Source organism: Streptomyces sp. NPDC107521 (assembly GCF_055598485.1).
The window spans coordinates 1-12043 of record NZ_JBVKAT010000032.1; the positions used below are offsets into that span (position 1 = coordinate 1).

A 12043-nucleotide genomic window follows, 5' to 3' on the forward strand; every position below is an offset into this window, starting at 1 on the left:
AGATCTTCGTGAAGGGCGAGGTGATCAGGACGGTGCCCGAGTCGAAGATCGTGGAGACCCTGATCGACGAGGCCCTGAAGATCGCCGAGCAGATGCAGAAGGACGGCGTCGCCTCCGGCGAACCCTCCGTCTCCGTCTCCGGCTGACCCGAGCCCGCCGGCCCGCGCCGCCCTGGCGGCGGCGCGGCACAGGCCCGGCAGGTACAGTGCGGAGACCAGCAGAACTCAGGGTGAGGCCGCCGCACGTGTTGACGCAGACCACCTCCCGTGTGCTCGAACCGGGGGACCTGGAGGCCGCGCTGGCCGTCCTCGGCCGCGAGCCGGTCGCCAACGCCTTCGTGACCGCCCGGGTGCAGATCGCCGGCCTCGACCCCTGGCGGCTCGGCGGCGAGATGTGGGGCTGGTACGAGGACGGCACGCTGACCTCGCTCTGCTACGCCGGAGCCAACCTCGTCCCCATCTGCGCCACTCCGCGCGCCGTGCGCGCCTTCGCGGACCGCGCCCGCCGGGCCGGGCGCCGCTGCTCCTCCATCGTCGGCCCCGCCGAGCCCACCGCCCTGCTCTGGCGGCTCCTCGAACCGGGCTGGGGCCCGGCCCGCGAGGTCCGCGCCCGCCAGCCCCTCATGGTCACCGACCGGATGCCCGCCGGCGTCGCCCCCGACCCCTACGTCCGCCGCGTCCGCAAGGACGAGATGGAGCGGATCATGCCGGCCTGTGTCGCGATGTTCACCGAGGAGGTCGGCATCTCCCCGCTGGCCGGCGACGGCGGCCTGCTCTACCAGGCCCGGGTCGCCGAACTCGTCGGCTCCGGGCGCTCCTTCGCCCGCTTCGACGCCGACGGCAGGGTCGTGTTCAAGGCCGAGGTCGGCGCCGCGACGGACCGGGCCTGCCAGATCCAGGGCGTCTGGGTCGCCCCCGAGCACCGGGGCCGGGGCCTCGCCGCCCCCGGCATGGCCGCCGTCCTGCGCTACGCCCTCGCCGACGTGGCCCCCGTCGTCAGCCTCTACGTCAACGACTTCAACACCGCCGCCCGGAGCACGTACCGGAAGGTGGGCTTCCAGGAAACCGGCACGTTCATGAGCGTCCTCTTCTGACACCCGCCCCACCCGCGCGGGAGCCCGCCCTCCCCGGCGAAGCCCCCCGGCGGGCCGGCATCCTGCGGTCCCCGCCGGGTGCGCCCCGGGCCCCGGCCGGAGGCGGCTCCGGACCGCCGGGACCCCGGGTGCACCCGGCGTCCCGCCGGAGGCGAGTCCAGAGTCCCGGGGCTCCGGGGTGCCATGGGGCTCCCCCGGGGCGGCTGCGGACCCCCGGGCTCCGGCCGTTCCCAGGGCCCCACCGGGGACGGCTCCCGGATTCCTGGGCCCCGGGCGCTTCCCCGGCCCCTGCCGGGCACCCGGGATCCGGGGTGCCTCGGCCCGCGCCGGAGCGGCTTCCGGCCCCCGGGCTCCGGGCGCTCCCCGGGCCCCGCCGGAGGCGGCTCCGGGCATCCGGGCATCCGGGGCTCCCGGCGTCCCCCGGGTTCCCGCCGGGGGCGAACCGCTCGGCCACCCCGCACCTCACCCCCGTCGAAAACTGCCGGTAGGCTCCCCGCATGGACCTCACGATCGGCCCTCTCGACCTCTCCGCGCACGTCGACGAGGCCCTGGCCGTGCAGGCCGCGGCCTTCGGACTCGGCCCCGACGAGGTGGCCGTACGCCGCCAGATCGTCCTGCGCCACATGTCCTACCGCGACGCCCGCGCCCTCGGCGCCACCGTCGGCGGCAGGCTCGTCGGCTTCGTCTACGGCATGCCCAACGACCGCGTCCAGTGGTGGTCCACCGTCGTCGAGCCCTATCTGCGGGCCCAGGGCAACGGCGACTGGCTCGACGACTCCTTCGTCATCACCGAACTCCACGTCCACCCGTCCCACCAGAAGCGCGGCCTGGGCCGGGCCCTGATCACCCGGATCACCGACGCGGCCACCCAGCCCCGCTCGATCCTCTCCGCCATCGACACCGAGAGCCCCGCCCGCCACCTCTACCGCTCCCTCGGCTACCAGGACCTCGCCCGCCGGGTCCTCTTCCCCAGCGCCCCCAAGCCCTACGCCGTGATGGGCGCCCCCCTCCCGCTGCTGCGCCCCGCGCCCGGCCACCGGGACGCCGCCCCGGGCGCGTAACCGATTACCGCCCCGCCGCGCCCCCCGGCTAACCTCCTTGGCACCACCCTTTCGCAGCAGGAGATACGAGAACCATGGCCAAGGCACCGGTCCAGCGCATGTCGAAGTTGATGGCGAAGACGCTGCGCGACGACCCGGCGGACGCCGAGGTCCTCAGCCACAAGCTGCTGGTCCGTGCCGGATACGTGCGCCGCACCGCGGCCGGCCTCTGGAGCTGGCTGCCCCTCGGCAAGAAGGTCCTGGCCAACGTCGAGCGCGTCGTCCGCGAGGAGATGGACGCCATCGGCGCCCAGGAGGTGCTGCTCCCCGCCCTGCTGCCGCGCGAGCCCTACGAGGCCACCGGCCGCTGGGAGGAGTACGGCCCCGAGCTGTTCCGCCTCCAGGACCGCAAGGGCGGCGACTACCTCCTCGGCCCCACCCACGAGGAGATCTTCACCCTGCTGGTCAAGGACCAGGCGTCCTCCTACAAGGACCTGCCGGTCATCCTCTACCAGATCCAGAACAAGTACCGCGACGAGGCCCGCCCCCGGGCCGGCATCCTGCGCGGCCGCGAGTTCCTGATGAAGGACTCGTACTCCTTCGACGTGGCCGACGAGGGCCTCGCCGAGTCCTACGCCCTGCACCGCGCCGCCTACCGGCGGATCTTCGAGCGCCTCGGCCTCGACTACCGGATCTGCGCGGCGACCGCCGGGGCCATGGGCGGCTCCAAGTCCGAGGAGTTCCTCGCCCCCGCCGAGGCCGGCGAGGACACCTTCGCCGACTGCCCCGCCTGCGACTACGCCGCCAACACCGAGGCCGTCACCTTCGGGCTGGAGCCGGTCGACCCGGCGGGCGTCCCCGCCGCCGAGGAGATCCCCACCCCCGACACCCCGACCATCGAGACCCTCGCCGCCGCCCTCGGTGTCCCCGCCTCCGCCACCCTGAAGAACCTGCTGGTCAAGGTGGACGGCGAGATCGTCGCCGTGGGCGTCCCCGGCGACCGCGAGGTCGACCTGGGCAAGGTCGAGGCGCACTTCGCCCCCGCCGAGGTGGAGCTGGTCACCGCCGAGGACTTCGTGGGCCGCCCCGACCTGGTGCGGGGCTACGTCGGCCCGCAGGGCCTCGGGGACAAGGTCACGTACGTGGCGGACCCGCGCGTCGCCCCCGGCACCGCCTGGATCACCGGCGCCAACAAGGAGCACACGCACGCCCGGAACGTCGTCGCGGGCCGCGACTTCGAGGTCGACGCCCACGTCGACGTCGTCGTCGTCCAGGACGGCGACCCCTGTCCCAACTGCGGCACCGGGCTCAAGCTGGACCGCGCCATCGAGATCGGCCACATCTTCCAGCTCGGCCGCAAGTACGCCGACGCGCTCAAGCTCGACGTCCTCGGCCAGAACGGCAAGCCCGCCCGCGTCACCATGGGCTCCTACGGCATCGGGGTCTCCCGCGCGGTGGCCGCCCTCGCCGAGCAGCACGCCGACGACAAGGGCCTGGTCTGGCCCGCGGAGGTCGCCCCGGCCGACGTGCACGTCGTCGCCGCGGGCAAGGCCCTCCAGACGGAGCTGGCGCTGGAGGTCTCCCGGAAGCTCGCCGACGCGGGCGTCCGCGTCCTGGTCGACGACCGCGCCGGGGTCTCCCCGGGCGTGAAGTTCACCGACGCGGAGCTGATCGGCGTCCCGCGGATCCTGGTCGCCGGGCGCCGCTCCGCCGAGGGCGTCGTCGAGCTGAAGGACCGCCGCACCGGGGAGCGCGAGGAGCTTCCGGTCGACGAGGCCGTCGCCCGCCTCACCACCTGACCCCGCCCGGCCCGCCCCGGGGCGCCCGCACCACCGCGGCGCCCCGGCGCCGGGACCACGTCAACGGGGCGCCGGGGCCCCGCCCACGGCACCGGCGCGGGAGCCGCCCGCCCCCGCGCCGCCCCGCGCCGCCCCGTGCCGTTTCCGGCCCTCCGGACGCGCGCGCCGGGCGGCGCCGTCGTCGTGGGCGTCGGCCCGGCCGGCCGCGGCCCGCGTCAGAGCCAGCTCGCGAACTCCAGCAGCAGTTCCGCGTCCCGGTCGCGGCCGACCCGGCGGGCGCGGGCGCCCGACTCGACCGCGCGGAACAGGGTCCAGCCGCGCAGCCGCTCCCGGTCGACCTCCAGCGACTCCGCGAGCCGCTTGATCCGCCGCCGGGTCGTCGCGGCCCCGGACGGCTGGGCGACCAGGTCCTCCACCCGGTCCCGCACCAGCCGCGCCAGGTCGAACGCGGTCTCCCCGACCACCGGGTCCGGACCCACCGCCAGCCACGGCACCCGGTCCCCGGCGAGCACCTTGCTCTGCCGGAACGTGCCGTGCAGCAGCCGCCGTTCGGGCGGCGCGGCCAGCAGCTCCGCACGGGCCGCGAGGGCCGCGTCCACCAGCGGCGCCAGCTCCGGCGCGCCGTCCGCGCCCGCCCGCATCGCCTGCGCCTGCCGCCCGGTCCGCTCCGCCACCGTCTCGAAGCCGTGCCCGGCCGGCGGCTCCACCCACAGCCGCCGCAGTGTGCCCGCCGCCTCCAGCAGCGCCCGCGACTCCGGCAGCGAGCGCACCGAGACGTCCGGGTGCAGCCGCTCCAACGGCAGCACCCCCTCCTCCGCCGGTCCCTCAAGGAGCCGGACGGCACCCCGCCCGCCCCAGTGCGCCAGCGCCGCCCGCTCGCTCTCCGGACGCGCCCGGGGCGGCGCCAGCTTCAGCACCTCCGGCGTCCCGTCGGCCGCGCGCGCCAGGAGGACCAGACTGCCGCGCCCGCCGGGCACCTGCACCCGTTCGACGGTCAGGCCGCGCGACCGCGCCGCCCGCTCGGCCGCCTCCGGCAGCCCCGCCAGCCAGTCGTCGCCCTCCGGTGCCGTCTCACCGAGCGCCCTGACCAGACGCCGCGGCGGTTCGAATGCCATGCGCGAGCCATTCCCTTCCCGTACGGGCCCCGTACGCGTCACGCGGTCGGTGACGGCCGTCCGGGGCCGTCGGCCCGCTCCGCGAGCCCAGGGAAGGCTACGCTCCCGCCGCGCCAGCGCACGGCCCGCACCGCCGCCTCCCGCAGCGCCGCCGCGGCCGAGGCCCGGACCCCGCCGGAGGAGGCCCGCACCAGATCGGAGCAGACCCCGGCGACCCGGTCCTCCAGCTCGGCCGCCAGCCGCACCGCCGCCGCCCGGTCCGCCACCTCGAACGGCAGCGCGTACCCCGCCGCCGAGGCGGCCGGCGTGCCGCCCCGCTCCCGGACGGCCCGCGCCAGCGCGTCCCGCCGGGCCCGGTGCGCGTCGTGCGCCGAGCGGGCCTCCGCCCGTCGCTCCTCGCCGATCCGGCCGCCGACCACGCCGTAGCCGTACACGGCCGCGTGCTCGGCGGCCAGCGCCGCCTGGAGCGCCGTCAGCTCCCGTTCCTCCGTGCCGCTCACGCCGCCGTCCCCTTCGTCAGCAGATACACGTGCGCCGCCCCGGCCGCCGCCACCGACGCCATCAGCCGGGCCAGCTCCCCGGGCAGGCCGTCCAGCGCCCCGGTCCGACGGTCCGCCAGCTCCCGCTCGTCCCGGACGAGCCCGGCCAGCGCGTCCTTCTCCGCCGCCGGTACGCCGCCCGGGTCGTCGCCGGGGTCGCCGGACGGCCCGGCCGCCCGCGCGGAGACAGAGGGGGAGGGAGGCGGCGAGGGCGACGCGGACGCGGCCGGGAAGGCACCGAGGGCCGCCGCGTGCCGCTCCACCTCGTCCCGCAGCGGCCGCAGCCGCGCCGCCAGCCCCGGATGGGCGGCGATCACCGCGCCGTACCGCGCGGCCAGCCCCTCGCTGTCCCGCGCCGCCCGCGCGCGCACCCGCTCCGCGGCCGAGGGCAGCGCGCTCCCGGGCGCGCCGCCGGACCCTCCGGCGCAGCCGGTGAGCAGGACCGCGCCGGCGGCCGAGGCGAGCAGACTCCTGCGGCGCGGCCCCGGGGGCGCGCTCGACGGTGAGGGGAACGGCACGGCAGACGTCCTCGGCAGACTCGTACGGAAGCGAAGGGCGGACCAGGGCGGAGGGCGCGCGGCGGCGGGCGCGGGGCCCGCGGCGCGGTCCGCCGGTGATCACGGTACCCGTGCGGCGGGCGGGCACCACTCAGCGGCACCACCGCTCCCGGGTGGACGGCAACACCCTTCGGGACCGGATACCCTTTGACCCGAGACGCGACCATCCCACAACAGCACACGCGGCCGAGGAGTCACCCGGATGAGCACCACCCAGAGCGAGAGGCTGCGAGAGCTGCTGGAGCCGCTCGTCGCCGCCCAGGGCCTGGACCTCGAAGAGATCGCGGTGGACTCGGTCGGCCGCCGGCGGGTGCTGCGCGTCGTGGTCGACTCGGACACCGGTGCCGACCTGGACCGGATCGCCGAGGTCAGCCGCGCCCTCTCGGCGAGGCTCGACGAGAGCGACGCGATGGGCGAGGGGGAGTACACCCTGGAGGTCGGCACCCCCGGCGCGGAGCGCCCCCTGACCGAGCACCGGCACTACGCGCGCGCCACCGGCCGCCTGGTCCGTTTCCACCTCCACGAGGGCGGTGAGCTGGCCGCCCGCGTCCTCTCCGTCGACGACGAGGGGCTCGACCTCGAAGTGCCGGGCGTGAAGGGCCGCAGGGCCACCGCCCGCAGGCTCGCCTTCGGCGACATCGACCGGGCCCGCGTCCAGGTCGAGTTCAACCGCAAGGACCAGCAGGACGACGGGGACCGGCAGGACCGGCCGGACCCGCAGCAGCAGAAGGACCACAAGGACATGACGGAAGAGGAGGAGGCGTAGCCGTGGACATCGACATGAGTGCCCTGCGGGGCCTGGTGCGGGAGAAGAAGATCTCCTTCGACCTGCTGGTCGAGGCGATCGAATCGGCCCTCCTCATCGCCTACCACCGCACCGAGGGAAGCCGCCGGCACGCGCGGGTGGAACTCGACCGGGAGACCGGGCACGTGACCGTGTGGGCGAAGGAGGACCCGGACGACCTCGAAGAGGGCCAGCGGCCCCGTGAGTTCGACGACACCCCGTCCGACTTCGGCCGCATCGCCGCCACCACCGCCAAGCAGGTCATCCTGCAACGGCTGCGCGACGCCGAGGACGACGCCACGCTCGGCGAGTACGCGGGCCGCGAGGGCGACATCGTCACGGGCGTGGTCCAGCAGGGCCGCGACCCGAAGAACGTGCTGGTCGACATCGGCAAGCTGGAGGCCATCCTGCCGGTGCAGGAGCAGGTGCCCGGCGAGACCTACCCGCACGGCACCCGGCTGCGCAGCTATGTCGTCCGGGTCGCCAAGGGCGTGCGCGGACCGTCGGTGACGCTGTCGCGCACCCACCCGAACCTGGTGAAGAAACTCTTCGCCCTGGAGGTGCCGGAGATCGCCGACGGCTCCGTCGAGATCGCCGCCATCGCCCGCGAGGCCGGCCACCGCACGAAGATCGCGGTGCGCTCCATGCGGTCGGGCCTGAACGCCAAGGGCGCCTGCATCGGCCCGATGGGCGGCCGGGTGCGCAACGTGATGGGCGAGCTGAACGGCGAGAAGATCGACATCGTCGACTGGTCGGACGACCCGGCCGAGATGGTCGCCAACGCGCTCTCCCCGGCCCGGGTCTCCAAGGTGGAGGTCGTCGACCTGGCGGCCCGCTCCGCCCGGGTGATCGTGCCCGACTACCAGCTCTCGCTGGCGATCGGCAAGGAGGGCCAGAACGCCCGCCTCGCGGCCCGGCTCACCGGCTGGCGCATCGACATCCGGCCCGACACCGAGCAGCCGTCCGGCGACCGGCCCCCAACCCGGTCCGGCGAGGGCCACGGGGAGCGCTCGGGGGAGTAGATCCGCGCCGCGGTCGGCCGGGATCACGCCGGTCTTCCGTGCGGGAAGTGTTCGATGCCTCACCCGAAGGGGTGAGGGCGGTACGGGGAGGTAGACTGAGGAGTGTCTGGCCGGACACGTACCGGAGCATGCCCTGAGCGCACCTGCGTGGGCTGCCGGGAGAAAGCGGTCAGGACCGCGCTGCTGCGGACCGTGGCGATCGAGGACGCGTGCGTCCCCGACCCGCGCGGTACGCTGCCCGGCCGGGGTGCGTACGTCCACCCCTCCCCGGTCTGCATCGACCAGGCGGAGCGCCGCAGAGCGTTCCCCAGGGCGCTGCGTGTTCCGGGTCCGCTCGACGTAAAGGCGTTGCGCCGCTACGCCGAGCAGGCACAGGGTTGCTGAAAGCACCATGTGAGCGACGTGGTAAGGAAGACGTGCCGTGCGGAGCCCCGCGCGGCCAGGTACCTCGCGAGTCGAAAGCAGGTCGAGATTGCGATGAGCACTCGATGAGTACGCGATGAGTACGCCCATGAACTAGCGACGGTCCGGACGCAACCCGGACCTCAAAGGAGCGAAGTGGCTAAGGTCCGGGTCTACGAACTCGCCAAGGAGTTCGGTGTCGAGAGCAAGGTCGTCATGGCCAAGCTCCAGGAACTCGGTGAATTCGTCCGTTCGGCGTCTTCGACCATCGAAGCGCCCGTAGTACGCAAGCTGACCGACGCCTTCCAGGGCGGTGGCGGCGGCAGGTCCGCGAAGCCCGCCCCGCGCAAGGCGGCCCCCAGGCCCGGCGCGCCGTCCCCGGCGCAGGCGGGTGGCCCCTCCCGGGCCGCCAAGCCGTCCGGTGACCGTCCGGCCGCCCCGCGTCCGGCCGCGCCCCGGCCCGCCGCGCAGCAGCCCGCCGCGCCGTCCGCCCCGGCGGCGGCGCCCGGTCCGCGCCCGACGCCGGGTCCCAAGCCGGCTCCGAAGCCGGCCCCGGCCGCCCCGGAGTTCACCGCGCCCCCGGCGGCCCCCGCCGCCGCCCAGGCGCCGTCCGGTCCGCGTCCCGGTGGTGCCCGTCCGGGCGCCCCGAAGCCCGGCGGTCGTCCCGCCGGTCCCGGTCAGGGGCAGCAGGGCCAGGGTCAGGGCCAGCAGGGCGGCCAGGGCCGTCCCGGTGGCCAGCGCCCCGGTGCCGCCGCGCCGCGTCCCGGTGGCCGTGCCGCCGGTCCGCGTCCGGGCAACAACCCCTTCACCTCCGGCGGCAACGCCGGCATGGCCCGTCCGCAGGCGCCGCGCCCGCAGGGCGGCCCGCGTCCCGGCGGCCCCGGTGCCCCCGGCGCCGGTCCGCGCCCGCAGGCCCCCGGCGGCCAGGGCGGTCCCCGTCCCCAGGCTCCGGGCGGCAACCGCCCGACCCCGGGTGCGATGCCGCGTCCGCAGGGCGGTCCCGGCGGTCCCCGTCCCGGTGGTCCGCGTCCCAACCCCGGCATGATGCCGCAGCGTCCCGCTGCCGGTCCGCGCCCCGGCCCCGGCGGCCGCGGTCCGGGCGGCGCGGGCCGTCCCGGCGGTGCCGGCCGTCCCGGTGGCGGCGGCGGCTTCGCCGGTCGTCCCGGCGGCGGCGGCGGTGCCGGCCGTCCCGGTGGCGGCGGCGGCTTCGCCGGTCGTCCCGGTGGTGGCGGCGGTTTCGCCGGCGGCGGTGGCCGTCCCGGCTTCGGCGGCCGTCCCGGCGGTCCCGGTGGCCGCGGTGGCACGCAGGGCGCCTTCGGCCGTCCCGGCGGTCCCGCGCGTCGCGGTCGCAAGTCGAAGCGGCAGAGGCGCCAGGAGTACGAGGCCATGCAGGCCCCGTCGGTCGGCGGCGTGATGCTGCCCCGCGGCAACGGCGAGGCCATTCGCCTGTCGCGCGGTGCGTCGCTCACCGACTTCGCGGAGAAGATCAACGCCAACCCGGCGTCGCTCGTCGCGGTCATGATGAACCTGGGCGAGATGGTCACGGCCACCCAGTCCGTCTCCGACGAGACGCTGGAGCTGCTGGCCGGCGAGATGAACTACACGGTTCAGATCGTCAGCCCGGAGGAGGAGGACCGCGAGCTCCTGGAGTCCTTCGACCTCGAGTTCGGCGAGGACGAGGGCTCCGAGGAGGACCTGGTCGTCCGTCCGCCGGTCGTCACCGTCATGGGTCACGTCGACCACGGAAAGACCCGGCTGCTCGACGCCATCCGCAAGACGAACGTCATCGCGGGCGAGGCCGGCGGCATCACCCAGCACATCGGTGCCTACCAGGTCACGACCGAGGTCAACGAAGAGGACCGCCGGATCACCTTCATCGACACCCCGGGTCACGAGGCGTTCACCGCCATGCGTGCCCGTGGTGCGAAGTCGACCGACATCGCGATCCTGGTCGTCGCGGCCAACGACGGCGTCATGCCGCAGACGGTCGAGGCGCTCAACCACGCCAAGGCGGCCGACGTCCCGATCGTCGTCGCGGTCAACAAGATCGACGTCGAGGGCGCGGACCCGACCAAGGTGCGCGGCCAGCTCACCGAGTACGGGCTGGTGGCCGAGGAGTACGGCGGCGACACCATGTTCGTCGACATCTCCGCCAAGCAGGGGCTGAACATCGACAGCCTCCTGGAGGCCGTCGTCCTCACCGCCGACGCCTCGCTCGACCTGCGGGCCAACCCGACGCAGGACGCGCAGGGCATCTCGATCGAGTCCCGGCTCGACCGCGGCCGCGGTGCCGTGGCCACGGTCCTCGTCCAGCGGGGCACCCTGCGGGTCGGCGACACGATGGTCGTGGGCGACGCCTACGGCCGGGTGCGCGCCATGCTCGACGACAACGGCAACAACGTCGCCGAGGCCGGGCCCTCCACGCCCGTCCAGGTGCTGGGTCTGACCAACGTGCCCGGCGCCGGCGACAACTTCATCGTGGTCGAGGAGGACCGTACGGCCCGCCAGATCGCGGAGAAGCGCGCCGCCCGGGAGCGCAACGCCGCGTTCGCCAAGCGCACGCGCCGCGTGTCGCTGGAGGACCTGGACAAGGTGCTCAAGGCCGGCGAGATCCAGCAGCTCAACCTCATCATCAAGGGCGACGCGTCCGGTGCGGTGGAGGCTCTCGAGTCCTCGCTGCTCCAGCTCGACGTCGGCGAAGAGGTCGACATCCGGGTCCTGCACCGCGGCGTCGGTGCGGTCACGGAGTCCGACATCGACCTGGCGATGGGCTCCGACGCCATCGTGATCGGCTACAACGTGCGCGCCGCCGGGCGTGCCGCGCAGATGGCCGAGCGCGAGGGCGTGGACGTCCGGTACTACTCGGTCATCTACCAGGCGATCGAGGAGATCGAGGCGGCCCTCAAGGGCATGCTCAAGCCGGAGTACGAAGAGGTCGAGCTGGGCACGGCGGAGATCCGCGAGGTCTTCCGCTCGTCCAAGCTGGGCAACATCGCGGGTGTCCTCATCCGCTCCGGCGAGGTCAAGCGCAACACCAAGGCGCGCCTCCTGCGCGATGGCAAGGTCATCGCGGAGAACCTCAACATCGAGGGTCTGCGTCGCTTCAAGGACGACGTCACCGAGATCCGCGAAGGCTTCGAGGGCGGTATCAACCTCGGGAACTTCAACGACATCAAGGTCGACGACGTCATCGCGACGTACGAGATGCGCGAGAAGCCGCGGGTGTGACACACCCCGGTTTCCGGGACGACGCGGTCCGGGGCCGGTCGACGGAGAGCAATATCCGTCGATCGGCCCCGGCCGTTCGTTGTACGGTTCTGATGGCCCCGCCCCGTGGACGGCGGGGCCATCGATCCCGGACCGGCGGGTGAACCGGTGACACATGTATGTGGGGACGCTGTCCTTCGACCTGCTCCTCGGCGACGTGCGCTCGCTGAAGGAGAAGCGGTCCGTCGTCCGCCCGATCGTCGCCGAACTCCAGCGGAAGTACGCGGTGAGCGCGGCCGAGGTGGACCACCTGGACCTGTACCGGCGAGCCGTCGTCGGCCTGGCCGCGGTGAGCGGCGACGCCGGGCACCTCAGTGACGTGCTCGACCGGTGCGAACGGCTGGTGGCCGGCCGCCCCGAAGTGGAGCTGCTGTCCGTCAGGCGGCGCCTCCACGGCGACGACGACTGACCCACCAACCCCCAAT

At 74.9% G+C, this 12043-nt stretch carries 11 protein-coding genes and 1 pseudogene; 9 read left to right on the forward strand and 3 right to left on the reverse strand.

The genetic code is table 11. The features are described 5' to 3' along the window. From ACZ7LB_RS30585 to ACZ7LB_RS30600, 4 genes and pseudogenes are all read left to right on the forward strand, one after another. A pseudogene (locus ACZ7LB_RS30585) lies at positions 1-146 on the forward strand (flavodoxin-dependent (E)-4-hydroxy-3-methylbut-2-enyl-diphosphate synthase); the annotation flags it as partial. A gap of 98 nt (positions 147-244) precedes the next feature. Beyond that, a complete protein-coding gene (locus ACZ7LB_RS30590) occupies positions 245-1093 on the forward strand; it encodes a GNAT family N-acetyltransferase (protein WP_471472741.1) in 849 nt (282 codons plus the stop codon). Between the two features lie 497 nt (positions 1094-1590). Continuing rightward, positions 1591-2154, forward strand: a complete 564-nt coding sequence (locus tag ACZ7LB_RS30595; RefSeq protein ID WP_471472743.1) for a GNAT family N-acetyltransferase — start codon at positions 1591-1593, stop codon at positions 2152-2154. 74 nt (positions 2155-2228) lie between these two features. Beyond that, a complete protein-coding gene (locus tag ACZ7LB_RS30600; RefSeq protein ID WP_471472745.1) occupies positions 2229-3932 on the forward strand; it encodes a proline--tRNA ligase in 1704 nt (567 codons plus the stop codon). Between the two features lie 215 nt (positions 3933-4147). Here ACZ7LB_RS30600 and ACZ7LB_RS30605 read toward each other — a convergent pair whose 3' ends face one another. The 3 genes from ACZ7LB_RS30605 to ACZ7LB_RS30615 are packed head-to-tail and all read right to left on the reverse strand — an operon-like array spanning position 4148 to position 6104. Then, positions 4148-5047, reverse strand: coding sequence for an aminoglycoside phosphotransferase family protein (locus tag ACZ7LB_RS30605; protein WP_471472747.1), 900 nt, complete (start codon positions 5045-5047; stop codon positions 4148-4150). A 38-nt stretch (positions 5048-5085) separates the two neighbouring features. Then, positions 5086-5547 (reverse strand): ferritin-like domain-containing protein, encoded by a 462-nt coding sequence (locus ACZ7LB_RS30610; RefSeq protein ID WP_471472749.1) that lies wholly within the window; start codon positions 5545-5547, stop codon positions 5086-5088. Continuing rightward, a complete protein-coding gene (locus tag ACZ7LB_RS30615; protein ID WP_471472751.1) occupies positions 5544-6104 on the reverse strand; it encodes a hypothetical protein in 561 nt (186 codons plus the stop codon). Before ACZ7LB_RS30615 ends, ACZ7LB_RS30610 begins: the two co-directional genes overlap by 4 nt. A 241-nt stretch (positions 6105-6345) precedes the next feature. Between ACZ7LB_RS30615 and rimP the strand changes: the two genes are divergently transcribed. The 5 genes from rimP (at position 6346) to ACZ7LB_RS30640 (ending at position 12027) form a co-directional block, all read left to right on the forward strand. Next, the gene (rimP, locus tag ACZ7LB_RS30620) at positions 6346-6909 is read left to right on the forward strand and encodes a ribosome maturation factor RimP (protein ID WP_471472753.1); all 564 of its coding nucleotides are present in this window, start codon (positions 6346-6348) and stop codon (positions 6907-6909) included. 2 nt (positions 6910-6911) lie between these two features. Then, a complete protein-coding gene (gene nusA / locus ACZ7LB_RS30625) occupies positions 6912-7949 on the forward strand; it encodes a transcription termination factor NusA (RefSeq protein WP_471472755.1) in 1038 nt (345 codons plus the stop codon). A gap of 102 nt (positions 7950-8051) precedes the next feature. Then, entirely contained in the window at positions 8052-8333 is a 282-nt protein-coding gene (locus ACZ7LB_RS30630) for a YlxR family protein (RefSeq protein WP_471472757.1), read from the forward strand. Between the two features lie 174 nt (positions 8334-8507). After that, the gene (infB, locus tag ACZ7LB_RS30635) at positions 8508-11579 is read left to right on the forward strand and encodes a translation initiation factor IF-2 (RefSeq protein ID WP_471472759.1); all 3072 of its coding nucleotides are present in this window, start codon (positions 8508-8510) and stop codon (positions 11577-11579) included. 154 nt (positions 11580-11733) lie between these two features. Beyond that, on the forward strand, positions 11734-12027 hold the full coding sequence (locus ACZ7LB_RS30640; RefSeq protein WP_471472761.1) for a DUF503 domain-containing protein: 294 nt from the start codon (positions 11734-11736) through the stop codon (positions 12025-12027). Positions 12028-12043: the final 16 nt, after the last annotated feature.